Source organism: Streptomyces sp. NPDC101194, assembly GCF_044767885.1.
Taxonomy (GTDB): Bacteria; Actinomycetota; Actinomycetes; order Streptomycetales; family Streptomycetaceae; genus Streptomyces.
On the sequence record NZ_JBIWOS010000001.1, the window covers coordinates 208109 to 230738 of the forward strand.

25 protein-coding genes and 1 pseudogene are annotated in these 22630 nt (G+C 66.9%); 12 read left to right on the forward strand and 14 right to left on the reverse strand.

Translation table 11 applies throughout. From position 1 onward, the window contains the following. The first annotated feature begins 234 nt into the window (after positions 1-234). Both ACIRP2_RS00920 and ACIRP2_RS00925 read left to right on the forward strand, forming a co-directional pair. Positions 235-1278, forward strand: a complete 1044-nt coding sequence (locus ACIRP2_RS00920) for a hypothetical protein (protein ID WP_404245185.1) — start codon at positions 235-237, stop codon at positions 1276-1278. 8 nt (positions 1279-1286) lie between these two features. Next, on the forward strand, positions 1287-1862 hold the full coding sequence (locus ACIRP2_RS00925) for a DUF4240 domain-containing protein (protein ID WP_404245187.1): 576 nt from the start codon (positions 1287-1289) through the stop codon (positions 1860-1862). A gap of 75 nt (positions 1863-1937) precedes the next feature. Here the strand turns inward: ACIRP2_RS00925 and ACIRP2_RS00930 are convergent, their stop codons facing one another. The 4 genes from ACIRP2_RS00930 to ACIRP2_RS00945 form a co-directional block, all read right to left on the reverse strand. After that, the gene (locus tag ACIRP2_RS00930) at positions 1938-2369 is read right to left on the reverse strand and encodes a hypothetical protein (RefSeq protein ID WP_404245189.1); all 432 of its coding nucleotides are present in this window, start codon (positions 2367-2369) and stop codon (positions 1938-1940) included. A gap of 617 nt (positions 2370-2986) precedes the next feature. After that, on the reverse strand, positions 2987-3181 hold the full coding sequence (locus ACIRP2_RS00935; RefSeq protein WP_404245191.1) for a DUF397 domain-containing protein: 195 nt from the start codon (positions 3179-3181) through the stop codon (positions 2987-2989). Positions 3182-3281: 100 nt separating this feature from the next. Then, complete coding sequence (locus ACIRP2_RS00940; protein WP_404245193.1) at positions 3282-3497, reverse strand: DUF397 domain-containing protein; 216 nt, start codon at positions 3495-3497, stop codon at positions 3282-3284. Beyond that, the gene (locus ACIRP2_RS00945) at positions 3497-4342 is read right to left on the reverse strand and encodes a helix-turn-helix domain-containing protein (RefSeq protein WP_404245195.1); all 846 of its coding nucleotides are present in this window, start codon (positions 4340-4342) and stop codon (positions 3497-3499) included. Before ACIRP2_RS00945 ends, ACIRP2_RS00940 begins: the two co-directional genes overlap by 1 nt. Before the next feature lie 211 nt (positions 4343-4553). Between ACIRP2_RS00945 and ACIRP2_RS00950 the strand changes: the two genes are divergently transcribed. After that, positions 4554-5177, forward strand: coding sequence for an ATP-binding protein (locus ACIRP2_RS00950; RefSeq protein ID WP_404245197.1), 624 nt, complete (start codon positions 4554-4556; stop codon positions 5175-5177). A 31-nt stretch (positions 5178-5208) separates the two neighbouring features. On the opposite strand, the gene ACIRP2_RS00955 is transcribed toward ACIRP2_RS00950, so the two are convergent. Beyond that, positions 5209-5961, reverse strand: coding sequence for an HNH endonuclease (locus ACIRP2_RS00955; protein WP_404245199.1), 753 nt, complete (start codon positions 5959-5961; stop codon positions 5209-5211). A gap of 175 nt (positions 5962-6136) precedes the next feature. Between ACIRP2_RS00955 and ACIRP2_RS00960 the strand changes: the two genes are divergently transcribed. Next, the gene (locus ACIRP2_RS00960) at positions 6137-7348 is read left to right on the forward strand and encodes a DNA cytosine methyltransferase (RefSeq protein ID WP_404245201.1); all 1212 of its coding nucleotides are present in this window, start codon (positions 6137-6139) and stop codon (positions 7346-7348) included. Here ACIRP2_RS00960 and ACIRP2_RS00965 read toward each other — a convergent pair. From ACIRP2_RS00965 to ACIRP2_RS00980, 4 genes are all read right to left on the reverse strand, one after another. Next, on the reverse strand, positions 7283-7738 hold the full coding sequence (locus ACIRP2_RS00965; protein WP_404245203.1) for a very short patch repair endonuclease: 456 nt from the start codon (positions 7736-7738) through the stop codon (positions 7283-7285). The genes ACIRP2_RS00960 and ACIRP2_RS00965 overlap by 66 nt on opposite strands. Beyond that, a complete protein-coding gene (locus tag ACIRP2_RS00970; RefSeq protein WP_404245205.1) occupies positions 7731-8333 on the reverse strand; it encodes a hypothetical protein in 603 nt (200 codons plus the stop codon). Before ACIRP2_RS00970 ends, ACIRP2_RS00965 begins: the two co-directional genes overlap by 8 nt. A gap of 35 nt (positions 8334-8368) precedes the next feature. Continuing rightward, a complete protein-coding gene (locus tag ACIRP2_RS00975) occupies positions 8369-9778 on the reverse strand; it encodes a PIN-like domain-containing protein (protein WP_404245207.1) in 1410 nt (469 codons plus the stop codon). Between the two features lie 78 nt (positions 9779-9856). Further along, positions 9857-10786, reverse strand: coding sequence for a NaeI family type II restriction endonuclease (locus ACIRP2_RS00980; RefSeq protein WP_404245209.1), 930 nt, complete (start codon positions 10784-10786; stop codon positions 9857-9859). A 558-nt stretch (positions 10787-11344) separates the two neighbouring features. Between ACIRP2_RS00980 and ACIRP2_RS00985 the strand changes: the two are divergent. Next, positions 11345-12477: pseudogene (locus ACIRP2_RS00985) on the forward strand (IS630 family transposase). Positions 12478-12502: 25 nt separating this feature from the next. On the opposite strand, the gene ACIRP2_RS00990 reads toward ACIRP2_RS00985, so the two are convergent. The 4 genes from ACIRP2_RS00990 to ACIRP2_RS01005 all read right to left on the reverse strand — a co-directional run bounded on the left by ACIRP2_RS00990 (position 12503) and on the right by ACIRP2_RS01005 (position 15403). Next, a complete protein-coding gene (locus ACIRP2_RS00990) occupies positions 12503-12799 on the reverse strand; it encodes a hypothetical protein (protein ID WP_404245211.1) in 297 nt (98 codons plus the stop codon). Positions 12800-12895: 96 nt separating this feature from the next. Then, entirely contained in the window at positions 12896-13339 is a 444-nt protein-coding gene (locus ACIRP2_RS00995; protein ID WP_404245213.1) for a S1 RNA-binding domain-containing protein, read from the reverse strand. Between the two features lie 362 nt (positions 13340-13701). Beyond that, positions 13702-14217: a GNAT family N-acetyltransferase gene (locus ACIRP2_RS01000; protein WP_404245215.1), complete on the reverse strand. Its 516-nt coding sequence runs from the start codon at positions 14215-14217 to the stop codon at positions 13702-13704. A 184-nt stretch (positions 14218-14401) separates the two neighbouring features. Beyond that, entirely contained in the window at positions 14402-15403 is a 1002-nt protein-coding gene (locus tag ACIRP2_RS01005; protein WP_404245217.1) for an SEC-C metal-binding domain-containing protein, read from the reverse strand. A gap of 87 nt (positions 15404-15490) precedes the next feature. Between ACIRP2_RS01005 and ACIRP2_RS01010 the strand changes: the two genes are divergently transcribed. The 3 genes from ACIRP2_RS01010 to ACIRP2_RS01020 are packed head-to-tail and all read left to right on the forward strand — an operon-like array spanning position 15491 to position 18046. Continuing rightward, on the forward strand, positions 15491-16300 hold the full coding sequence (locus tag ACIRP2_RS01010) for a class E sortase (protein ID WP_404245219.1): 810 nt from the start codon (positions 15491-15493) through the stop codon (positions 16298-16300). Between the two features lie 55 nt (positions 16301-16355). After that, on the forward strand, positions 16356-16514 hold the full coding sequence (locus ACIRP2_RS01015; protein WP_078852680.1) for a DUF3311 domain-containing protein: 159 nt from the start codon (positions 16356-16358) through the stop codon (positions 16512-16514). Further along, positions 16511-18046 (forward strand): sodium:solute symporter, encoded by a 1536-nt coding sequence (locus tag ACIRP2_RS01020; RefSeq protein WP_404245221.1) that lies wholly within the window; start codon positions 16511-16513, stop codon positions 18044-18046. The genes ACIRP2_RS01015 and ACIRP2_RS01020 overlap by 4 nt, the downstream gene beginning before the upstream one ends. On the opposite strand, the gene ACIRP2_RS01025 is transcribed toward ACIRP2_RS01020, so the two are convergent. After that, the gene (locus ACIRP2_RS01025) at positions 18015-19511 is read right to left on the reverse strand and encodes an MFS transporter (RefSeq protein WP_404245223.1); all 1497 of its coding nucleotides are present in this window, start codon (positions 19509-19511) and stop codon (positions 18015-18017) included. The two genes, ACIRP2_RS01020 and ACIRP2_RS01025, sit on opposite strands and share 32 nt — an antisense overlap. A 164-nt stretch (positions 19512-19675) precedes the next feature. On the opposite strand from ACIRP2_RS01025, the gene ACIRP2_RS01030 reads away from it, so the two are divergent. From ACIRP2_RS01030 to ACIRP2_RS01045, 4 genes are all read left to right on the forward strand, one after another. Further along, positions 19676-20206 (forward strand): winged helix-turn-helix transcriptional regulator, encoded by a 531-nt coding sequence (locus tag ACIRP2_RS01030; RefSeq protein WP_404245225.1) that lies wholly within the window; start codon positions 19676-19678, stop codon positions 20204-20206. A 172-nt stretch (positions 20207-20378) separates the two neighbouring features. Next, the gene (locus ACIRP2_RS01035; protein ID WP_404245227.1) at positions 20379-20711 is read left to right on the forward strand and encodes a DUF6412 domain-containing protein; all 333 of its coding nucleotides are present in this window, start codon (positions 20379-20381) and stop codon (positions 20709-20711) included. A gap of 92 nt (positions 20712-20803) precedes the next feature. Further along, positions 20804-21574, forward strand: coding sequence for a YidC/Oxa1 family membrane protein insertase (locus ACIRP2_RS01040; RefSeq protein WP_404245229.1), 771 nt, complete (start codon positions 20804-20806; stop codon positions 21572-21574). A 136-nt stretch (positions 21575-21710) separates the two neighbouring features. Beyond that, positions 21711-22571, forward strand: a complete 861-nt coding sequence (locus ACIRP2_RS01045; RefSeq protein WP_404245231.1) for a fumarylacetoacetate hydrolase family protein — start codon at positions 21711-21713, stop codon at positions 22569-22571. Positions 22572-22630 lie beyond the last annotated feature (59 nt).

Here is a 22630-nt window from a genome sequence, read left to right on the forward strand (position 1 = left end):
CGGATGGACGGACGCTGATCCGGGGGCACGCGCGGCATCGGCAAACCACCGGAACAGCTCGATCCGGTTCATCTGATGGAGCGAAGTCCCGTTCACATGGCGAGAGATGGAAACAATGCGGTACGGTGACGAAATCATCACCCTCTGTGCGCATCCGTGCACATGAGGCAGCCCCCGGCGGTGCGCCAACACCATCCGAGGGCCTACACCACCAGTGGAAGCGACCCACCAGAAATGTTGCGTCATGCTATCGCGCCCTCCGCGCGCTACACGAAGGCATCACACGATGTCGTTCGCCATCCGCGTCTGAGCAGTGACGCGAAGATCCTGCTCCTGTACGTCCAGGGCCTGCCCGAGGACCCCACGTACAAGCCGTTGAGCGAGCTCGCCCAGAAGCTGGGCATCAAGGGCCGTGCGTACCAGAAGGCGAAGGAACAACTGGTCGCGCACGGGTACGTGCACGAGTGGCGGAGCCAGGGCGGCGGGGGCCGCTGGGCCACCGAGCAATTGGTCGCCAACAACCCTCTGACGGGCGAGCAGGCGGGGCACCTGCGAGAGGCCTCGCCCACGGCCGCCGCGCCACCGAGTACGCACTTCCCGACGGTCGGCGAACCGACTGCCCGGCCGGCCGGTGGCTGTCAACCGGTAGAAGACCACAGTGACAAGACCACTCCCCACCCACCCTCCGGACCCACGGCCGGACCCACGGCCACATCCGCACCGGAACCGACCTTCGAACCGCCCCTCGAATCGACCCCGCCGGTCTCGACGGCGGACCCCGCCCAACTCGCCTGTGCAGAACGGGTCCTGCTCTCCCTGCGTCACTCCCGCCGCGAACTGCACCTGGGCGTACGGGAAGCGCGCGCGCTGGCCGTGGAGGCGGTCAAGTGGCTGGAGCGCGGCCTGACCGAATCCGACCTCCGCCACGCCTTACTCGCCGAACGCCCCGAGAACGGTGTGCGCTCAGCGGTCGGCTTCCTCCGCTACCGCCTCATCCAGAAACTCCCCGAGCTCCCGATCCCATCGCTGCCCTCCCAGCCCCATCCCGTCCACGAGCTGTTGGAGTGCAAGGGTCCGGGCGGCAAACACGTCTTCCGCCCACTGGCCGACGAGACGGAATGCGCACCGTGCCGCCGGTCCGCGGCGCAGGCACCCCTCCACGGCGCCCCCGCGCCGCAGCCCGACCGCATCCCGTGGCGGGAACGGATCGCGAGAATCAGCGGGACGTCGGCGGCCCTGCCCGCACGGCAACAGGACTGTCCGACCCGACTGCCATAGTGCGGCCCATGGATGAGAACTCCTTCTGGGCCCTGCTGGAGGGCTCTCAGCAGCAGGGCCGTGACCCGGACCAGCGGCTGGAGGTACTGCGTGAGCAACTCATGCAGCGACCACCGGCGGAGATCGTGCAGTTCCAGTCGTGCCTGCACCGGGTGCGAACGCGGATCGACACATGGGAGATGTGGGCCGCCGCCGAGCAGATCCACGGCGGATCGTGCTCCGACGACAGCTTCTGGTACTTCCAGTTCTGGGTGCTCGGCCTCGGCCGAGAGGCGTACGAGAGGGCGGTGGCCGATCCGGATTCGTTGGCGGAGACCCCGAAGCTGCGCGCGCTGGCCGGACACCCCCTGAAGGACTGGTCGGACGACGAGTGGCCCGACTGGGAGTCGCTGGACTACGTCGCGGCCGAGGCCTTCGACCTGCTGACGGGCGAAGAGGAGGGCCTTGAGAAGGCGCTGGAGGCCGAGGGCCTGGACCTCCCCTGCAATCCCGAACCGAGCGGCGAGGCCTGGGACGTACGGAACACGGACGAAGCCTCTCGTCGACTGCCGCGCCTCAGCCGGATGTTCCCGCTCGCCGGCTGAGCGCAGGGGGGAAGTCTTGAGAGAGAAGGCCGTCGGCTCGCCATTGACCACAAAGGGGCATCCCTGGTGTTTCCGCTATCCGGCCACGACTGCACGCCTCGCCGCCCAGAAACGGTAGACAGCCCAGCCGACACTGAACACAGCGGCCGTCCAGACGACGACCTCGGCGAGAACAATGGTCGTGGTCAAGGTGGCGTGCGGTCGGGGCGGTAGCACGACCATCTGCACGGCAGCACCCACCGGAACCGTCAACGCCGCAAGCAGGCCGACCAATCCAGGCCGCCGGAAGGCTGAACCCACCGCGCCCAGGACCAGCCCGAGCGGCACTGCTGCCACCCCCCACCTGACCATCTCCGTTTCGGCCCCCGAGGCGAAGGCGTCCGTGACGTAGTACGCCCCCGTGGCAGCGATCAGCGCCAGAGCCCCGACCAGCGCGCCTCGGACCGGTGCCCCGGCCAGCCAGCCCACCGCCACCACCAGCGCGGCCCAGGACCAGCCTGCGTCCACCAGCAGGCTGAGCACCTTGGCAGCGCCGGCTCAGGCGGTGCCCCTGAGAGGGGCGCCGAGCTCCCCGTACGGGGAGGAAAGCGCGTTGATGAGCGAGGTAGCCGCCCCGAATCCCGCCCCGGCCGCAAGAGCACCCATCGTGATCTTCATACTGGGAGAGTAGCCAGCGGGCGCGTGCGCCCGAGCCGCGAGTGGGCGCTGTCGGCTCTCCACGAGTGGCTGTATCGCCTGGGCAAGAGGCTTCATGTCCTGAGGTGGGCAGCCACGCGCCCAACCTGATCTGCCCTCCACAGGTACTGGCTGCGCAACTGGATCGCCTGGCCGACGTCATCGGCATGGACACTGTCTACGTCGGTGTCGTCTCCCTCCACGCATCGATGGAGGTTCCCCGGCCAACGGCTTCTGGAGCTTCGAAGCCCGCCCCGTGATCACCGAGGAATGGCATGCCGAACTATGGCTCGACGACGCGGACACCATTGCCACGTACCAAACGTGTGTGGAAGTCCCTGAGTGAAGAATCCGCCCTGTTCGGAGCGGAGGCACAACACGTGATCGCCAGGGCGCGCCGGAGCCTCGACGTGCGTTGACGGTGGCCGCGACGTTCGAGCGAGGCTGACCTACTGGGTCCGCAGAGAGGCCACGAACCGCGCCCACGCATTGTGGCGTACGACTATGTGGGGCCCGCGGGGCTGCTTGGAGTCCCGTATGCCGACTGTCGATTGCAGGTCAGCGACCTCAACGCATTCCGTGCCGCTGCCACCGCTGTGACCACTTTTCCGCCACTGGGGTCCGAGGGAGGGCTGATCCATCATGAGTACACATCCTTGTCACTTGACGGAGCCGCGGGGCGCCGCCCCTGGAATTTGAGGCACTTCCTGCAAGGCAGAGTGGACGCCGCCACAGGAGGTGGGCCTACCACGCGCCGAGTTGCTGATGCCGTACAGCGGTGAGGAACCCCTCCCACGATGCATGGCCGAATGTCAGCAGCGGACCGTCAGGGGCCTTCGAGTCGCGGACCGCAGTGGCCTGGGGGAGGCGGGCTGCCTCAACACACTCAGTCGTATTCGCTCCGCTGTACGACGACTTGAACCAGCGGAGAGACTTGGCGGAGTGAGGAACCGAAAGCATTACATCTCCTTGCGAACGCGCTCGATCAAGGCCGATGAAGCGGCCATGTCCAACGCTTGTGCACGCAGGTAGTCGAACGCAAGTCTGTATCGGTCGAGTTCTTCGTCCTTCTCCATGAAGAGCGGGCCGACATGCAGGTCGACGTAGACGACGTCCAGACTCGCCTCGGGCCCGCCGAGGATCACGAAGCTTCCCAAGGCCGCGCCATGGGTGCCCTTGGAGAACGGCAAGACCTGCAGGGTGATGTGTTGTGAGTTGTTGGCCCCCAGCAGGTGACCCAGCTGATCGCGCATGATTTCGGGGGATCCGACCACGCGCCGGATCACCGACTCGTCGAGGATCGCCCAAAGGTGGGGTGGTTTCGGTCGGCTCAGGATCTCCTGGCGCTTCATGCGGATGTCCACGAGACGCTCGATCTCCTCGGGGGCCAGGCGCATCTCGCTGGCTCCCTGAATCGCTGTGCTGTAGTTCCGCGTCTGCAGAAGACCAGGTACGTAGGTGCAGGAGAAGTGGTCCTCGCGCACCGCCTCGTCTTCAAGGGTCAGCAAGAGACCCATGTCAGCGGGGATGGAGTCGGTGTACGGCCCCCACCAGCCCTGCTGCTTGGCGTCCTTCGCCAGAGCGACCACGGCAGCCCGCTCCGCTTCGGTTGCGTCGTACTGCCGGCAGAGGGCGTCGGCGATGGGCCACTTCACTGGCCCTTCCTGGGTTTCGTAGCGGCTGACAGTGGCCTTCGAAAGCCCGACGAGCCCTCCGGCCTCCTCCAGCGTCATGCCTTTCCGTGCGCGCAACTTGCGCATCATCGCGCCGAGCTGTCGGCGTCGTGTTGTGGTCCTGACGGACATGGCGGGTGGCCTTCCGTTCCGTGCGTTGAGGATTCCGAAGCCAACAAGGCTATGGCTGGAGCGAGTTGCCGCCATCTGGATTCACTCGATCGAGTCTCGTGAGAAGTTTCATGGAGAGACTTCTTGCTGCCATACTCGCAAGCCTGGCCACTCAGTGCAGTCGTTTGGATACGGCAGGTGCAGGGCTGATGTGGCGCCGTAAGGAGAGCGCATGTCCGTACACGACAACGGTTCGCAACTCCGCAGTGTCTTGCCGTTCACGGCTGAGCCCGTAGTGGTTCGGGATCTTCGAAGAGCTGTCAGAGGGCAGCTTGTGGAGTGGCAGCTGTCAGCCTTCATCGAAGAAGCTGAGCTCGCGGTGAGCGAGCTGGCGGTCAATGTGATCAACCACGTGGGAAGAGGTGCGGCTGCCACCCTGGTCCTGGAGACGGCAGGGGCCCGGCTGCGGATCGAGCTCCATGACGAGAGCTACCGGTTGCCGGTCCTTGGACCGGTGGCTTGCGAGGACGAGTGCGGACGGGGTCTGCACCTGCTCGCCGGCATGGCTGCCGACTGGGGGACATTGCTGACTGCGACGGGAAAGGCAGTCTGGTGCGAGCTGTCGGGCGACCCCGAGATGCGTTGCCGCAGGGTGCAGCGCGCTGAAGCGGCCCTGGCGAAGTATCGGAGTGATGTCGGTGCACCGCCTTTGCTTCAAAGCCGCTCCGCTCAGATCCTTGAGGAATCTGCCATCGATCTCATCGCGGATGTTCTGCACTGGGTCACAGCCCGGGGTGGCGACCCGGACAGTCTGCTGGACCGCGCGCAGATGCACTTCGAGGCGGAGACGGCGTGATCAGCGAAGTGCACGAGTCGGCGGTGGGCGGTTATGAGGTTCCGTCCACCTTGGCGGCTTTCTCGATCTCAGCCCGCAGGGCCGCAGGGGTGCGCCAGGATGCGCCGCGATGGCCTCTGTGGCACATGCGGTGGCAGTTGGCACAGAGGAAGGCGAGGTCTTCTAGCTTGGTCTCGCGCGGGCCCGAGAGGTGGAGGGGAAGGACATGGTGCACTTCGATGTAGCCCTCGCCGAGGATTCCGTACCGCTGACCGAAGTGGAACGCGCACACGGAACACTGGAGAGGCTGCCCGAGCCTGCGCGCTTGGGCGATCTTGCGCTTGCGCAGTGCGGGATTCCGTTCGCGAAAGGTCGCCCAGCGGGTCAGGAGACGCCCTTCGGCGGCCGGGACGCCGTTCTCATCCACTTCGTCTGGCTGCTCGGGGATGAGGGCGAGCTCGCCGGAGGCGATCCCGTCCTCAATGGCCTGGGCGGCGAGCAGCATCTCTGCCTCGCGTTCCGTGAACGCCTCAGCGACGAGCTTGGTCAGCCGACCACCTCTGGTGGCGGGGCCGGAGTAATCGCGGTGGCTTGTGATCAAGTCTGCGCTCTTGCGACTGATGCTCGCGGCCGACCGGAATTCGGGCACGTTGCGTGCCGCGTCCCTATGGAGGGGCAGAGAACGGAGAAGGTCGGCAAGGTCGTGTGTGGGCTGCTGGTACGCCCTGAGCTGGCCCCAGTCGTTGTTGACGACACGCGAGCAGATCAGCAGCAACTCGTCCCAGGTCCAGTCAGGGCTACGCATGGGCAATATCGTATGTACGTTCGCCATGGTGCGGGTGATGTGTCGCAGGTGGTGTCTGGGGCACGGCGACTCGTGCCGCACACTGGAGGACGGTCGTGATGTCAGTGGGGTCTGTCACCCTCTGTGATGACTGGTGGCAATCGGCGCCAGTCGGGCAAGTCTGGAAGGAGGGTGCATGACCAGCACCAAGAGGGAGTTCACCTCGGTTGAGATCTGCGCCGGGGCGGGCGGGCAGGCATTGGGCCTGCACAATGCGCTGTTCAGGCACCTAGCGTTGATCGAGATCGATACGAGCGCGGTAGCCACCCTCAAGGCAAACGTGGAGGGGAACGCGGAGTGGGAGGGCTGCGAGGTCAAGCAGGCTGACTTGACGCTGCTCAAGCCGCTGGATCTGAGGCTGGAGCTGGGACTGGAAGCGGGGGACCTTGACCTGCTTGCCGGCGGTGTTCCCTGCCCGCCGTTCTCCATCGCAGGCAAGCAGTTGGGACCGGACGACGAGAGAGACCTGTTCCCGACCATGCTTGACCTGGTCCAGGAACTTGAGCCCAAGGCCGTCATGATCGAGAACGTCCGTGGGCTCCTTGAGCCGAAGGAGAAGTTCCAGGGGTACCGGGAACAGCTTCTGGAACGTCTTGAGTCCATGGGCTATGAGAAATGCTACTGGGAAGTTCTGGAAGCCAAGAATTATGGGGTTCCGCAGCTCCGCCCGCGCGCCATTCTGGTGGCGATGAAGAAGGACTACACTCCGTTCTTCGCCAATACGAAGCCAGAAAAAAGGCCGCTCGTTACCGTAGGGCAGGCGCTGGAGAAGACCATGAAAAAGCGCTTCGACGACGTCGATGACCCACGGTCCGAGAAGGTATTCCAGAAGTGGCTGAACCAGGCGTCGAAGGGTGTCGCACCCACGCTCGTTGGGGGCTCCAAAAAGCACGGCGGCGCTGACCTTGGCCCCACACGGGCCAAGAAGGCGTGGGAAGCGCTAGGTGTATGCGGGCTTGGCGTTGCGAACAACGCAAAGGACATGGAGCGGCTGCAGAGCCACGACCGTGATCTCTTCGCCAAGGCCGGGCCGAAGCTTACGGTGACGCAGGCGGCCATTATCCAGGGCTTCCCGGAGACCTGGAAGTTCTCAGGCAAGAAGACTGCTGCGTACCGGCAGGTGGGGAACGCTTTCCCGCCGCCGGTCGCTCAAGCAGTGGGAGAACAGATTATCGCTGCTCTCAAAGCAGCTCGCGAGGCCGGAGCCGTAGCCCCGGTGCGGCAAGGACAGGTCCCGACTGGCGAACGCGACAGTGAGTTGCTGTTCAAGCTGGCCGACCTCTCAGCGCCTGTCATCCCGGAGCCGACTGACCGCAGCGGCGATCGTGAGGGCGCAGTCGTCGGGTGACTCGTGCTCCCAGAACCGGAGCACGGTCCACCCAGCTTCACGGAGGCGTTCGTCAGTGTCTCGGTCCCGAGTCACGTTCCGCATGACCTTATCGGACCAGTATCCAGAATTGGTTTTCGGAGAGACGTAATGCTCCGGGCAGCCGTGCCAGTAGCAACCGTCAATGAATACTGCAAGCTTCGCCGGACGGAAAACAATGTCTGCCGTCCGGCGAAGGTCTGGCAGCGGCTTAGCCGCTACGCGGTATCGCAGTCCCTGCGCGTGCAGAAGCTTCCGGACCAGGAGCTCCGGCTTGGTGTCCCTGCTTCTGATCGCCTGCATGTTCCGACGTCGGGCGGCCGACGAGGCCCAGGAGCCCTCTGGTGGTTCCCAGTGACTACCGCTATCCATTCTCAGAAATTCCCGCGTTCTTGAAGATCTTCTGCTTCTCACTCTGTGTGAGTGACTTTGTCTGCCTTACTTTGTTCCTCATAATGGCTGGAATCATGTCGAAATCTAGATTGAGTGATTTGAGTTCGTAGACGCTGATTTCCTCAGTCTCATACCAGTGAACATCGAATCCAAGCTCGCGTAGTTCGCGAGCCCTCCGTTCGGTATGAACGTCATCACCGGTCACGATTCTTAGCATGGTGGCTGGCACAGGCTGGGCCAAGCTTTCCTGAAGTAGGGAAAACAGGCGCTCGTGTGTTTTCCCGCTGTACGGAGCTCCGAGGAGCCGAGCTGGGATCTTCCCCTGATAGCGTGAGTGGATCTCCTGCTGAACCCTCGCGTGCAACGCCTTGAACTGCTGGTTTTCGTCCGGCAAATGCATCAACATTCGAGACTGTATGGCGCGGGCAGTGATTTCCTTGGCGTAGGTGTACGCCTCGAACAATGACTGAGGATCCTGATGATCAGAGATCTCTGAAAGCAGGTTTCTCAGTGCATGTTCAGCATCTGGTCTGAGTCGCTGCCACTCGTCTCCAGGGGAATGCAAGGAAGTCATGTGGTGATTCCGTTCTGCAGGTTTTCTGTAAGGTGTTAGCGCTGATCTGCCAGTTCGAACGCCAGTTGCTGGGCAGCGAGGCCCTGCAATATTTTCCTGTCTCGCCGAGACGAGCAGTTGACGGACTCTGAGAACCACGGGGCGATCCATGATGAGCTCCTGTACGGCCACTCACCAAGATGGAGCCTGAGTCCAGGCACCCAGTTCGGATCCGGCTTTACCGCTGAGCGAGTTGCTGGCGCGAGTGAGACGTCTGGTTCATCGTCGAGGCGCGGACGCCGTTCCAATTGTGCCGTGACGCCAATCAGCCACCAGATGAGGATCAGGCGCGAGGAACCACTATCGATATTGTCTACCAACGACTCGTCCAGACCCGCTGCATCGAAGGCTGCGGCGACGAGGTCAGGCGGAGGCTGGGTATGGGGGGCGCTCTGCTCAGTGACGGCCATTTCGGCAGTGCTCACAGCGGCGCGGTCGATCTCTGCGTAGGTGGCCTCGGCGATTTCCGCATCGAGGAAACGGTTCACTCCGCGATAAAAGTCCCCTGGTGTCTCGATCCGCAGCTCAGCCCCCGTGCGCTGCCTTAGCTCACTTGCCAAGGAAGGCCAAGGGCGTGAGGCGCTCCGTCCTTCCCCTTTCGGCTGATACCAGTCTTCCTTCGTGTCGTTGGAGACGAAGAGTAGGTGAGAGCGTTCTGGCGAGTTTGCCATGTACCCGATAGTTTCCTCCCAGAGAAGGAAATCACCCGATGACGTCAGACTGGTCCCCTTGCCGGCATCTTTGAAGCCTGGAGGAATGAGGTTGGGGAATCTGTATGACGAGGCTTCCTCGACGCGTCGCCGGGTCTCTGCCGCATCTGGAGGGACCGCAATCTTATCGCCGAACAAGGCAGCCACTTGGGAGAGTACGGGATCGCCTTGGCTGCCTGCCGATACAGAGATGTCGTACTCTCTGAGCCGCTTGACCTGCGCTTCGAGCCTTGCGCTCCATACGCTGAGTAGCTCTTCGATGGCCTTGTTTGAGATCTCGGTGTCAAGCTCGCGACTGGCCTCGGTGTCCTGCGCGTACTTGATCAGCAGGCCCTGAGTGAACGAGCGCGCATCCTTGATTGCCGTCTTCGCATCACGGAGTTTGTTCTGGAGGGAACGCTGGGCATCATCAAGCGCCTTTTTCCTGCCTGTGATGATACGAAACCGATTCTGGACGAACTCAAGCCCAACCTGGTGCGGGAGCCATAGGCGTTGCTGCACACTTTGGAGAGCTTTTAGTACCTGCTCGCGCGCGGTAGGGGTGTACTCATACAGGCTGAGCAGGACGTTTGTGTCAAGAACGACGATCCCGCCCGTGAAGAATTTGGCACGATCTGGATCCGCCTCAGACGGGCCGTTCTGAATCCAGTCCCGGTACTGCCTGATTAACGGGTGCTCACCCTCAGGGTTGACCACTGATCACTCCTTGTTCTCGGGCGGGGATGAAGAAGACGAACCCGTCGTCAGTGTGGTCGTGTTACTGGGCTGAGCAGCTCACTCGTGCTCCGACTTGGCTCTGCTTTCCTGGGCCTCGGGAAGCTGTGGTGCTGCGTCATCTGCTGCTTCACCGGGCTGGACCACAACCCAGTACTCCCCGGCAATCTTTGCCTGCGGGCGATTGCTGTGCTCCGGCCGGGCGCGCATAACTCGGTGGGCGACGAACTCTCCTTCGCGTGGCACTGGGCCGCCGAGGGCGTGGGCTACTGCTTGGTGTGACTTGTAGTCGCCAAGGATGATGATTCCCTGTGGACGCAGGGCGGGACGGGCGCGCCCCTTGTCCCCCTCGCGAACCCGCGCCATGTAGTCGAGTTGCTGAGCGGCGGTTCGTACTACGCCGCGACCGATTCGCTTGCCGTGCACGGAACGGAACAGCTCGCGGACACGGGCTTGCCCCTTCTGCTTTCCCGGGATCAGGATGCGTGCCCGGGTCGCTGGGTCAAGGTGGAGCAGCACGTTTTCCGGAAGGGCTTCGTCCTTCCACAGCCAGGTGATCTTGCTCCGGTGCTGTGCCTTGATGGTGAACTTCATGTCCCGGTTAGTTCCGCCGTTGAGCCACTCGGGCTTGATGCGCAGCAGCCCGGCACTCCAGCGGCTCTGGTAGTCGTCCGCCCAGACAAGCAGACACAGATGCCCCTCAGCCTCGGGCGGAATCATCCAGGAACCAAAATTTTGAGAGAACTTACAGTCGACGTCGATTCCCTCTATGCGGTAGTCCATGTCGATGCCGTCTGCGAACTCAAACTCACGCTGCAGGTTGATCTCAACGAGTGTTCCTGCGTGCGTCTTCTCGGTCTTGAAGAGGGTGCTCCAGTCGTACCGGCCGGTTGCTTCACCGTTCAGCAACTGGTCAATAGTGTCACGCAACACACGGGAGAAGCGTGCTCCCGCAGGGTCGAGCTTCATCAAGTGCTGGTGCACCAGCATGAGTTCAGGGTCGTCGCATACGCCGGACACCGGCCCCGGGGGGTCAAATAGGGTCACTCTGTACTCTTTCGTGAAGCAAGCAGGATGTCGATGGCACCTATCCTGACTCTCGGGGCTTGGGAGGAGTTCCCGTCAGGGGGAAGTTGCCGCCGCGAAGACGTCGTTGGCGCGCCCAGAGTCCTTGGCTCGGAATCGAGGCAGGTGTTTCGACGAGGCGATTGCGGATGACAGGGGCATCAGGGTGAACGCCATGATGACCTCGGGCGGGACAGCCGCACCCTGTCTCGGCGTTGCTCTGACCCTCGACAACCGGGTGAAGCAGAACCACACCCGGGGCGGAGCCGACAGGCAGTCCGTTGCTGCCAGTGCCGTTGACCAACTGCAGTACACCGGTCTGGTGTTCCACGCTTGCGATACGGCCGAAGTCCGTCTTCCCTGCCTGACGGCTACGGCGAACGAGCGAGAACTAGTGCCGCATCAGACAACCTTTGCCCCGTTGTGGCGTGACGCGGCGTCCGGAGGATGCTCCAGGTGACGCTTCTACGTCAAGCTGTGCGGGTGGCAGAGCGAGTACGGATCAGAGAGATCGATGACGACGAAGGGCAGCGGTTGCTGCGGATCGTCCGGCGGGGCACCGGGTCGGTGGTGACCTGGAGGCGGGCCCAGATGGTGCTGCTGTCCGCACAGAACATGAACGTCGGCAAGATCGCCGAAGTGACGTTCACCAGCGCGGACCGGGTCCGCGACGTGATCCACAACTTCAACGCCGACGGCTTCGACTCCCTGTACCCGAAGTACCGGGGAGGCCGGCCGAAGACGTTCACGCTGCCGGAACGCCGGGAAATCAAGAAGATCGCCAATCCAAGCCGGCCGAGCACGGCCTGCCCTTCTCGACCTGGAGCCTGGCCAAGCTGGCCGACTTCCTGGTCGCCGAGGGGGTGGTCGACGACATCAGCCACGAGGGCCTGCGCATCCTGCTCCGCGAAGAAGGCGTCAGCTTTCAACGCGTGAAGACCTGGAAAACCTCGAAGGACCCGGACTACGCCGCCAAGAAGGCCCGCGTTGAGCACCTCTACGCCATAGCCGACGGCGAGGTCATACCCGAGGAAGGCGAGCCGCAAATCGTCTTCTGCATGGACGAGTTCGGCCCGCTCAACCTGCAGCCTCACCCTGGCCGGCAGTGGGCCGAGCGCGGCGGCACGCACAAGGACCCCGACCGCGAGCCCCGCCCCCGACGCCGGGCCACCTACACCCGCCCGCACGGCGTCCGGCACCTGTTCGCCGCCTACGACCTGGGCAAGGACCAGCTCTACGGCCACATCAAGAAGACCAAGAACCGCTCCAAGTACCTGGAGTTCTGCCGCTACCTACGCTCACTGCACCCGGCCGACGTGCGCATCGCGATCATCTGCGACAACTACTCCCCGCACCTGACCACGAAGCGCTGCCGTCGGGTCGCGGACTGGGCCGAGGCCAACAACGTCGAGATCGCCTATACCCCGACGAACAGCTCCTGGCTCAACCGCATCGAGGCCCAGTTCACCGCTCTGCGCTACTTCGCCCTCGACGGCACCGACCACCCCAGCCACTCGGCCCAGGGCAGCATGATCCGCCGCTACATCATCTGGCGGAACAAGCACGCCGCCGACGAGCGCCTGCGCGCGGTGGTCAACAGGGCGAACGTCGCCTGAGCTGGCCATCGCAAGCAGGGCCAGGTCACCCCTCGATACCCGGCTCGACCGGGCGGACGTACCACTCCGAGCAGAAATCCGCTTGCAGGACTACTTCGTCCTGCCTGAGGTGGTCGGCGTCATGAAGGACGACTCCGCTCACCACGAAGTGGCCGACGCCCGAGTCGACCGAGTCGCGCATCTCACCCGACCGAGGACGCAGCGGCACATCGATACGTAGCGGAGCCTCGGCAGGCAATCCCCTGAGAGCTTCGAGCAGCTCCCCCACCGTCAGCTCCACGGCCTCATGCCGGTAGGGCTCTATCTCAATGTCATCAGCCATACGGCACAGGATAGGAGTAAATGTCTTTACTCAACCGGTCTCGATCAGCTCCGCTCAGCCGCAACACCGGCAGGGCAAACGTTGCTTGATGCGGCACTAGTGCGGGCCGAGGGTACTAGCTTCGATCCGTCTGGAACGCGACGGCTGCGGAGCGCGTGCCCGCACGTATCTCACACTCTGCGGCTGTTCAGTGCGGCGAAGCCTGAGCAGTTGCCACGGAGTTGATGGCTTCGAACCCCTTACAACTTCGCCGATTTCGGATGGCCAAGCGGGCCTGTATAGGGCCACGAAATCGGCGAAGTCTTCGCAGAGGTACTTCGGACCGGACGGCTTCAGCCGTATGTGCTGGTGCTCCTCGTGCACCCACCAGATCTCGAAGTCGGTCGCAGTCCCCTCGACGGGCCAGTCCTCGATTCGACGAGGCAGAAGCGCGACGTCTACGAACCCTTCGACGCTGAGGCCAATGTCCACGAAGATGCCGATCGCTCCGGGCCTGGGCACCCGGACGACTGTGCCCGTGACGACCTGACCGAAGCGCAACTAACCTTGAATTCGCTCCCACTCCGCCTCCGTCACCACGCGCGCATCCTCGCACGAGCACCGGCCCGGACAGGGAGATCCGGTGCGAGCCCCGGCCCGTGCCGGGCCCGACGTCTGAATGCGCCAACAGCGTGAGCGTCTGCCGGGGCGGTTGGGGGAGTGGATGGTGTGTCACCCGAGGGCATCGGTTCGACGCGGGCAGCGGTCGGACAATGGGCGTGCAGGAGGGTTTGTTCCGCGGTGTGACCGTCCGTGTCGCGTGGCGCGGCCTTCAGGGAGACGAAGGAGCCGGACCCGAGGGGAGGGCTGGTGGTGACACGGTGGCTCGCGGTGCCGTCCGAGGTGACGGGGGTGTCCCCCTGCTATGCCGCACCGTCGCCCAAGGAGACCTGCTCCGCCGTACTCCGCACGTACCCCAGCCCCGCCCGCCCGCTCAGCAGGACTTCCTCGCCCGTCGGGACGAAGCCCGCGCGGGTCAGGACCGCTTGTGAGGCCGGGTTGTCGAGTGTGGTGGCGGCCCGCAGTGTGGTCAGGCCGTACTCCTTGGCCGCCAGGGTGCACAGGCGGCGGACGGTGGCCGTGGCCAGGCCCCGGCCGGTGGCCTTTTCGGCTACGCGGTAGCCGAGTTCGGCGGAGCCGTTCGCCGCGTCGACCAGGTTGAAGCGGCCCAGGATCTCGCCCTCGTCGTTCACCAGGACGTGGAAGTGGCAGATTCCGGCGTCCTGTTCGGCGAGCAGGGCCGCGAGGCGGGCGTCGAAGTTCGTGAAGTAGTCGTCGCCGCGGTCCGGGACCGATGCGGCGAAGAACGTGCGGTTCTCCTGCTCGAACGCGAGCAGGGTTGGGGCGTGATCGGGGTGGAGGCGTTGCAGTTCGGGCATGGCTGCACCATACGGATCGGCGGCATGACGGGGCCATCGGGATTTCGGGGGATGCCACCCCCGTAGTGGCCGTGTGGTGACGGTCGCGGCCCAGTGTGTCACGTCACGCCCGCGCGGGGTCATGGGCGGCCGTGCGGTACGGGAACGGTCCCGGCCCGGCCGGGACCGCCCCTTCGTACGTCGTTCAGTCCGTCCCGTGGCACTCCCGGTACGTCCGGCCCGAGCCGCACCAGCACGCCGCGTTGCGGGCCGGGGGCCAGGGGATGGCCCGGCCGCGGGCGGCGAGGGTGGTGGCGTACTGGGGGAGGAGGTCCGGATCGGCCGGGGACGTGGCCTCCGAGGCGGCGAAGGCCTCGTACGACGGGACCGTGCCGGTGACGATGCCGAGGTTCGGGGTGCCGGCGTGGTGGAGGTCGCGGAGGGCGGCCTCCAGGCGGGCCAGGTGGTCGGGGTGGGAGGGGTACTCGCTGCGCAGGTTCGGGTACGCGGCGAGGAGTTCGTCGAGTTCGGCGGCCGGCCAGTGCAGCACCGCCACCGGGAACGGGCGGGACAGCGCGGTGCGGTACGTGCCCAGTTCGGCGCGGATGCGGGTGATCTCGGCCCGGAGCTCGCCCGGGTCCGAGGAGCCCAGTGCCCACAGGCGCTTCGGGTCGTGCAGCTCGTCCAGCGGGACGGCGGCGGTGTGGAGGGTGTCGGCCAGTTCGTCCCAGACGTCGTGGTCGGTGCCCATCAGCCTTCGCACACGGTGGCGGCCGATCAGCAGCGACTGCGTGGCGTACGGGACCTCCTCGCCCGGCGTCAGCAGGAGGGTCAGCGCGGTCGTGAAGCAGTCGTGGGCCGCGGTCAGCTCGTCGTGCGATTCGAAGGTCTCGGCCACGATCTCCCACGGCGCGGGATCGAGCGGGCCCGCGGCGCGGATGCCGTCGAGGATCGCGCGGGCCTCGGCCTCGTGGCCGTACTCCCACAGGTTGGCCGCGTTCAGTGCCTTGACCAGGTGCGGGTGGTCGAGGTCGGGGGAGGCGAGCAGTTCGTCGTAGAGGGTGGTGGCGCGGGCGCGGTCGCCGGCGAGTTCCAGGTGGGCCGCGGCCTGGAGGAGCAGCGGCTCACGGTCCTGTGGATACTGCGCCGCGGTGCGCAGCAGGCGCTCGGCTTCGGTGGTGTGGTCGGCAGGCGTGTCGGGGCGCATGAATCACACCGTACTGCTGTACGGCACCTGCACGGAGGGTGGTTCCGGCTCTGGAGAGTTGGGGGACATGGCCCTATCGTGCGGGCCGTGCGAGAGCGGATACCGGTTGTGACGCAGCACAACTCGCGAGGGCGCAGGGCCGCCGCGCGCGGGCTCTGGACGGGTGCCGAGGTGGTGGTCACCCTCGGCGTCGTCCTGTTGTTGCTCGTTGTTCATCAGCTGTGGTGGACCAACCGGCAGGCCCGCGCCGACGCCCGGCACGAAGTGCGGGCCCTTCAGCGGGAGTGGGCGCAGCCGGAGGGGGAGAAAGCGGGGGAGGAGGGGAACGAGGGGCAGTCGCGGGGGCAGGGGGGCGGTGACGGTACGGGGGGCCGCGGTGGGTCCGGCCCGGGGACCTCCGGTGACCGGTCGTCCGCGGGGCGCACCGCACCCACCGGACCCCGCCGGGATCAGGCGTACGCCGTCATCCGTATCCCGCGGCTCGGGCTCGCCGCGCCCGTCGCCCAGGGCATCAGCAAGCGCGGCGTGCTCGACAAGGGGTACGTCGGGCACTACCCCGGCACCGCGCAGCCCGGTCGGACGGGGAACTTCGCGCTCGCCGGGCACCGCAACACACACGGCGAGCCCTTCCGGTACATCAACCGGCTGCGGCGCGGGGACCGGATCGACATCGAGACCCGGGACGCGGTCTACACGTACACCGTCGACCGGACGCTCGGGCAGACCGGTGCGCGCGACGGCGGTGTCATCGCGGCCGTGCCGCGCAGCAACGTGAAGCCGTACGTCGGCTACACCGCGGCCGGCTCCTATGTGACGCTCACTACGTGCACGCCCGAATTCACCTCCCGTTACCGGCTTGTCGTGTGGGGGAGGCTGACGGATGTCCGGGCGCGGTAGTGGTGCCGGACTAAGGTTTTCCGACGTGCTCAGAAGACGTCCGCATCTGTTGTGGTTGCTGGTCCCCTATGTGCTGTACCTGGGGGCGCTGCCGTTCGTGAACCGGGTCCGTCCGGTGGTTCTCGGACTGCCGTTCCTCTTCGTGTGGCTGCTCGGCGCGACCCTGCTGACCCCCGTCGCCGTGTGGCTGACCCGACGGGGGGACCGCCGGTGAACGCCACGGTCGCGACCTCCGTCTTCGGGGTCTTCATGGTCGCCACCGTCGCCCTCGGGCTGCTCGCGATGCGCGGGCGGCGGAGCGGGGACGGGGGCGGCGGCGGGCTCGCGGAGTGGTCCGTGGGCGGGCGCAGCCTCGGGACCGTGTTCATCTGGGTGCTGATGGCCGGTGAGGGCTACACCAGCTTCAGCTACCTGGGCGCCGCGGGGTGGGGCTACAACTACGGGGCGCCGGTGCTCTATGTGGTGGCGTACATGTCCTGCGGCTACGCCGTCGGCTATGTCGTCGGGCCGATGCTCTGGGCGTACGCGCGCAAGCACGGGCTGGTCGGGATCACCGACATGGTGGCGCACCGCTTCGGGCGGCCCTGGCTCGGCGCGCTGGTCGCCGTCCTCGCGACCGTCTTCCTGCTGCCGTACATCCAGCTCCAGATCACCGGCATGGGCGTGGTGGTCTCGACCATCTCCTACGGTGCCATCGGCCTGAACTGGGCCTACTTCATAGCCTTCGCCGTCACCACCGGCTTCGTCGTGGTGAGCGGGCTGCGCGGCAGCGCGTGGGTGTCCGTCCTCAAGGACGTCCTCGTGATCGCCACGCTCGGCTTCCTCGCCTTCTACGTGCCGTTGCACTACTTCGACGGGTACGGGCCGTTCCTCGACCGGCTCGTCACCGAGAAGAGCGAGTGGCTGACGTTCCCGGGTCACGGGGACAGCGGGCTCGGGCAGGCGTGGTTCATCACCACCTCGTTCCTCAACTCCCTCACCGTGGTGATCTTCCCGACCACCGTCGCCGGCTATCTGGGCGCGAAGAACGCCGATGTGCTGCGCCGCAACGCGATGTTGTTGCCCGCCTACAACGTGCTGCTCTTCGTGCCGATGCTGCTCGGCATGGCGGCTCTCTTCGTCGTGCCGGGACTCGTCGGCGCCGAGTCCAACCTGGCGCTCTTCAAGCTCGTCGTGGACTCCCTGCCGGCCTGGGCGGTCGGCATCATCGGTGTGGCCGCCGCGCTCTCGTCGATCGTGCCGATGGCCGTCTTCATGCTGGTCATCGGCACGATGTGGGGGCGCAGTGTGCTCTCGCTCGTGCCGCGGTGGGAGCGGCGGCAGAAGGGCGCCGCACAGACGGTCGTGGTGGTCGCGGGGGTGATCGCGCTCGTGCTCACGTACACCGCGCCGAACACCCTCGTACGGCTCTCCCTCATCTCGTACGAGGGGATGGCACAGCTGCTCCCCATGGTGTTGCTGGGGTTGATGTGGCGGCGGCTGACCCTGCTCGGGGCGATGAGCGGGCTGATCGTCGGGGTGGGTGTGGTGTGCGGGTTCGTGTTCACGGAACACGATCCGGTGTGGGGGGTGAACGCGGGCATCGTGGCGCTCGCCGCCAACCTCGTCGTCGCGCTCGCCGTGACGTACGCCGGGCCGCGCGAGCGCGACGACCGGCCGGACGACGAGGTGCTCGCGCGCGACGAGATCGGCACCGGGGAGGACGGGCAGGGGGTCAGCGGCGCTCGCGCAGGAGCAGGACGCTGACCGTCGCCACCAGGGCCAGGGCGACCGACAGCAACAGCGCGCCGTTCGCGCCCGACCCCGTCGCGGCCGTCGCGATCGTCAGGGCCACGCCCGCCGACGAGCCGATGTACCGGGCGGTGTTGTTCGCGCCCGAGCCCATCGCGGCCCGTTCGGGCGGCACCGACTCGACCGCCAGGCGCGGCAGCGCGGCGTTCAGCAGCCCGCTGCCGATGCCGGCCACGACCAGGGCGAGCAGCAGCCGCAGCCACAGCGACGCGCCGATGTGCGTGCTCGCCGTGTCCAGGGTGCCCAGCAGCGACAGCACCGCCACTGCGTGCAGGACGAAGCCCACGGCCAGCTGGTGCCGGGCCGCGACCTTGCCCGCGAGCCGTCGCGCCTGCAACGCCACCACGAACGACGTACCGGACCAGAGCAGGAACAGCCAGGCCGTCCCCAGCGCCGACATCCTCAGGGCCTGCTGGAGCAGCGTCGGCAGATAGCTGAACAGACCGATCACCGACAGGCCGGTGAACAGCCCGCCGGCCGACGACGCCAGGAACAGGCGGCTGCGGAGCAGAGACAGATCGATCAGCGGAGCCGCGGCCCGGCGCTCCACCGCGACGAACCCGGCGGTCAGGGCGAGCGTGGCGAGCAGCAGCAGCCCGATGGGCGCCCGCAGCCAGCCGTCCCGGCCGAGCGTCAGCGCGGTCAGCAGGGCCGTCATCGCGAGGCCCAGCGCCGCGGCCCCCGCCAGGTCGGGGCGGCCACCACGAGGGGAGCGGGACTCTTCGAGCGTACGGAACGCGAAAACGCCCGTGAGCAGGGCCACGAGCGCGAGCACGGCGTACGGGAGCCGCCAGTCGACGGAGCCGAGCGAGCCCGCGAGCAGCGGGCCGAGCGCGATGCCCGCGCTGACGAACGCGCCCCAGATCCCCGTCGCCCTGATCCTGGCCGCTCCGGCGGGGAACGCGCCGACCAGCAGGCCGAGGCTGGCCGCGAGGATCGCGGCGCTCGCCGCGCCCTGGGCCACGCGCGCCAGGGTGAAGGCGACGGTGGTGGTCGCGAGGGCGCCGAGGCCGGTGGTGATGCCGAGGGCGAGGGTGCCTATGAGGAAGAGCCGACGGCGGCCGTAGTCGTCGGCGAGGCTGCCGACGATCAAAAGGAAGACCGCGAGACCGAGCGGGGCGCCGTTGAGCAGCCAGGCCCGGCCGGACACGGGGGTGGCGAGGGCGGCGGAGATGCCGGGGACGGTCGTCATCGGCGCGGTGTAACTCATCAGCGCGACGGCGGTGGCGGTCGCGGTGGTCGCGAGCGTGGCGCCGGGGCGGAGGGCGGCACGGCGGCGGGTGAGGGGGGCGGTGGCGAGGGTGGTGGCCGTCGGGGGGCGGGTCAGGGGCTGGGGCGGGGCATCACGGCTCCGGTGCGTCTCGGGTGTCTCCTGCGCGGCGGAGGGCTGCGGGGGACCGGGGCGTGCGGGCTGTGCCATGGCTTCGCTCCAGGGATGTGGGCTGCGGGCGGGGCTGACGGGCTGTGGGCCGGGCGGACTGTTCGACGGAGAAGGGAAGGTTCGGTGATTGAACTCATGCGTATGCGTCAGACGCTAGCACGGCAGGTTCGGTCATTGAACCGACACGGGGTAAAGTGGTCGGCATGGCTCTCGGCAAGGACTACGCGGCGCAGCAGTGCTCGATGGCCCGCGCGCTGGAGGTGGTCGGGGAGCGCTGGACGCTGCTGGTGGTCCGCGACGCCTTCTTCGGCGTACGCCGCTACAACGACTTCCTGACCCACCTCGGCATGCCCCGCGCCGTGCTGGCGACCCGGCTCCAGTCCCTCATCGAGGCCGGCGTCATGGAGAAAAGCCGTTACCAGGACTCGCCGCCGCGCGACGAGTACGTCCTCACCGACAGCGGTGAGGCCCTCTGGCCGGTCGTCCGCACCCTCGGGGTGTGGGGGCGCGACCATCTCCCCGGCACCCGGCGGATGCGCTTCTTCGTTCACGCGTCCTGCGGTACGGAACTGGGCTCGTACGGTGAATGCCCGGCCTGCGCCGGGCCCGTGCCGCCCCGCGACGTCGAGATGCGGCCGGGGGACGGACTCGATCCGGACCCCGCCGATCCGGTCGGCCGTGCCCTGCTGGTGCCGCGCCTTCTGCTGCGACCGCTGGACACCGGACGCCCCTGAGCGCGGACGAGTGCGCCGGACTCATCGTGTATAACGGCTGAAGAGCCGAACGCGCGCACGCATGCGTGGGTGCGTGATCGATGCGGTTGTGCGCGTGCGAGGCGTGCGTGCGAGGCGCGCGCGACAGGCGGGCCCGGCCGTCCGGCCGTGAAGGGGAAGAAGGGAGGGGCCGATGAGCGGTGACACGAAGCGTCTGCGCGGAGTTCTCGCCCGGCTGCTCCGCCCCGCCGGACTGCTGCTCTTCTTCGTCACCGAAGTGCTCCTCGCCGAGGGCGGCAGCCTCTCCGCCGCCGTCGCGCTCGCCGCCACGGCCGCCGCAGGCTCCGCGCTCGTCGCCGCCTCGGTCATCAGTGCCCGCTGCGCCGTCCCCGTGCCCCGCACCCGGGTCCGTACGGCCATCCGCGACCGGGAGAAACGCACCGCGTTCCTGCCGCAACGAGATCCTGACGCCAAGGGGCGCCGACGCCCCCGAGCCCCCGGCCGCGCCCTCCCGACGGCCGCGTAGGGGTTCACGCAGCAGCAAGCACCCCCCTCGCGGTCCGTCATGCCGAGTTCGTTCTCCTTCCCGGCACGACGAGACCCCCGGAGGGCTCATCCATGTCCGTCTTCATGTCCGCATTCGCCGACCTGGTCGGCGCGCTGGCCGATGTGCTGCACCCGCTCTTCCAGACCGCGTCCACCGCCGCCGCCATCGTGCTGTTCACCGCGCTCGTGCGGCTCGCCGTGCACCCCCTGTCGCGGGCCGCGGCGCGCGGACAGAAAGCCCGCACCAGGCTCCAGCCGCAGATCGCCGAACTGCGCAAGAAGCACGGCAAGAGCCCCGAGCGCATGCAGAAGGCGCTCATGGAACTGCACAAGGAGGAGAAGGTCTCGCCGCTGTCCGGCTGCCTGCCCAGCCTGCTGCAGATGCCCGCCTTCTTCCTGCTCTACCACCTCTTCTCCAGTCAGAGGATCGGCGGCGAACCCAACGCGCTGCTCGGCCACCAGCTCTTCGACGCCCCGCTCGGCGAGCGCTGGCACGACGCCCTCGCGCACGGCGGGCTGTTCGGGGCACAGGGCATGGTCTACCTCGGTCTGTTCGCGATCGTCGCCGTCGTGGCCACCTTCAACTTCCGGCGTACGAAGCGGCAGATGGCCGCCAACCCGGTCACCCCGGCCACCGGCCCCGACGGACAGCCGGTACCGGGCATGGGCGCGATGACGAAGCTGATGCCGCTGATGTCCTTCGCCACCCTCTTCACCGTCTCCGTCGTGCCGCTCGCCGCCGCGCTGTACGTCGTCACCAGCACCACCTGGACCGCGGTCGAGCGAGCCGTCCTCTACCGCGACATACCGGCCGCGGGCGCCGCCATGGCCACCGCGGCGTGATCGGGGCGGCGAGCGCATCGGTCCAGTGTGTGAACAGGGTCTTGCGGAGTGATCGGATGTCTTGGACGATCGGACAAGCCTGCGATGGCCGCCACCCATCCGACGGGCCCGATCTCTACCAAGGGGAGAAAGACCGTTGAAGCTGCTTCGTGTGGGTACGGCAGGTGCGGAACGGCCGGCGCTGCTGGACCGGGACGGAACCCTGCGTGACCTGTCGGGAATCGTCACCGACATCGACAGTGCGCTGCTCGCCGACGAGTCCGCGCTCGCCCGGGTGCGGGCCGCCGCGGCCGCGCCCGGCGAACTGCCCGCGCTCGACGCCGCTGGACTGCGGGTCGGCCCGCCGCTCGCCCGGATCGGCAAGATCGTGTGCATCGGGCTGAACTACCACGACCACGCCGCCGAGACCGGTGCGGAGATTCCCACCGAGCCGATCCTGTTCTTCAAGGCGCCGGACACCGTCGTCGGGCCCCACGACACGGTGCTGGTGCCGCGCGGCAGCGTCAAGACCGACTGGGAGGTCGAGCTCGCCGTCGTCATCGGGCGCACCGCCCGCTATCTGGAGTCCGCCGAGGAGGGACTCGCGCATGTCGCCGGATACGCGACGGCGCACGACGTCTCCGAGCGCGAGTTCCAGATCGAGCGCGGCGGCACCTGGGACAAGGGCAAGAACTGCGAGACGTTCAACCCGCTGGGGCCGTGGCTGGTCACGGCGGACGAGATCGCCGACCCGCAGGCGCTGCCGCTGAGGCTCTGGGTCAACGGTGAGCTGAAGCAGGACGGCTCGACGGCCGACCAGATCTTCCCGGTGGGCGAGGTCGTCCGGTACCTGAGCCACTTCATGACGCTGTACCCCGGCGATGTGATCAACACCGGGACGCCGGCGGGGGTCGCTCTGGGGCGGCCCGATCCCAAGCCGTACCTGAGGGCGGGGGACGTCGTGGAGCTGGAGGTCACGGGGCTCGGGCGGCAGCGGCAGGAGCTGAAGGACGCCTGAGGGCTGTCCCGTGGTCCCGCCAGGGGCCGCTTCGTCCTCGATCGGACAGGCCGAAGAGC

Coding starts and splice junctions, on each gene's coding strand:
- ACIRP2_RS00920 (WP_404245185.1), top strand. CDS start 235: ATGTTGCGTCATGCTATCGCGCCCTCCGCGCGCTACACGAAGGCATCA.
- ACIRP2_RS00925 (WP_404245187.1), top strand. CDS start 1,287: ATGGATGAGAACTCCTTCTGGGCCCTGCTGGAGGGCTCTCAGCAGCAG.
- ACIRP2_RS00935 (WP_404245191.1), bottom strand. CDS start 3,181: ATGATGGATCAGCCCTCCCTCGGACCCCAGTGGCGGAAAAGTGGTCAC.
- ACIRP2_RS00940 (WP_404245193.1), bottom strand. CDS start 3,497: ATGCTTTCGGTTCCTCACTCCGCCAAGTCTCTCCGCTGGTTCAAGTCG.
- ACIRP2_RS00945 (WP_404245195.1), bottom strand. CDS start 4,342: ATGTCCGTCAGGACCACAACACGACGCCGACAGCTCGGCGCGATGATG.
- ACIRP2_RS00950 (WP_404245197.1), top strand. CDS start 4,554: ATGTCCGTACACGACAACGGTTCGCAACTCCGCAGTGTCTTGCCGTTC.
- ACIRP2_RS00955 (WP_404245199.1), bottom strand. CDS start 5,961: ATGCGTAGCCCTGACTGGACCTGGGACGAGTTGCTGCTGATCTGCTCG.
- ACIRP2_RS00960 (WP_404245201.1), top strand. CDS start 6,137: ATGACCAGCACCAAGAGGGAGTTCACCTCGGTTGAGATCTGCGCCGGG.
- ACIRP2_RS00965 (WP_404245203.1), bottom strand. CDS start 7,738: ATGGATAGCGGTAGTCACTGGGAACCACCAGAGGGCTCCTGGGCCTCG.
- ACIRP2_RS00970 (WP_404245205.1), bottom strand. CDS start 8,333: ATGACTTCCTTGCATTCCCCTGGAGACGAGTGGCAGCGACTCAGACCA.
- ACIRP2_RS00980 (WP_404245209.1), bottom strand. CDS start 10,786: ATGCTGGTGCACCAGCACTTGATGAAGCTCGACCCTGCGGGAGCACGC.
- ACIRP2_RS00990 (WP_404245211.1), bottom strand. CDS start 12,799: ATGGCTGATGACATTGAGATAGAGCCCTACCGGCATGAGGCCGTGGAG.
- ACIRP2_RS01000 (WP_404245215.1), bottom strand. CDS start 14,217: ATGCCCGAACTGCAACGCCTCCACCCCGATCACGCCCCAACCCTGCTC.
- ACIRP2_RS01005 (WP_404245217.1), bottom strand. CDS start 15,403: ATGCGCCCCGACACGCCTGCCGACCACACCACCGAAGCCGAGCGCCTG.
- ACIRP2_RS01025 (WP_404245223.1), bottom strand. CDS start 19,511: ATGGCACAGCCCGCACGCCCCGGTCCCCCGCAGCCCTCCGCCGCGCAG.
- ACIRP2_RS01030 (WP_404245225.1), top strand. CDS start 19,676: ATGGCTCTCGGCAAGGACTACGCGGCGCAGCAGTGCTCGATGGCCCGC.
- ACIRP2_RS01035 (WP_404245227.1), top strand. CDS start 20,379: ATGAGCGGTGACACGAAGCGTCTGCGCGGAGTTCTCGCCCGGCTGCTC.
- ACIRP2_RS01040 (WP_404245229.1), top strand. CDS start 20,804: ATGTCCGTCTTCATGTCCGCATTCGCCGACCTGGTCGGCGCGCTGGCC.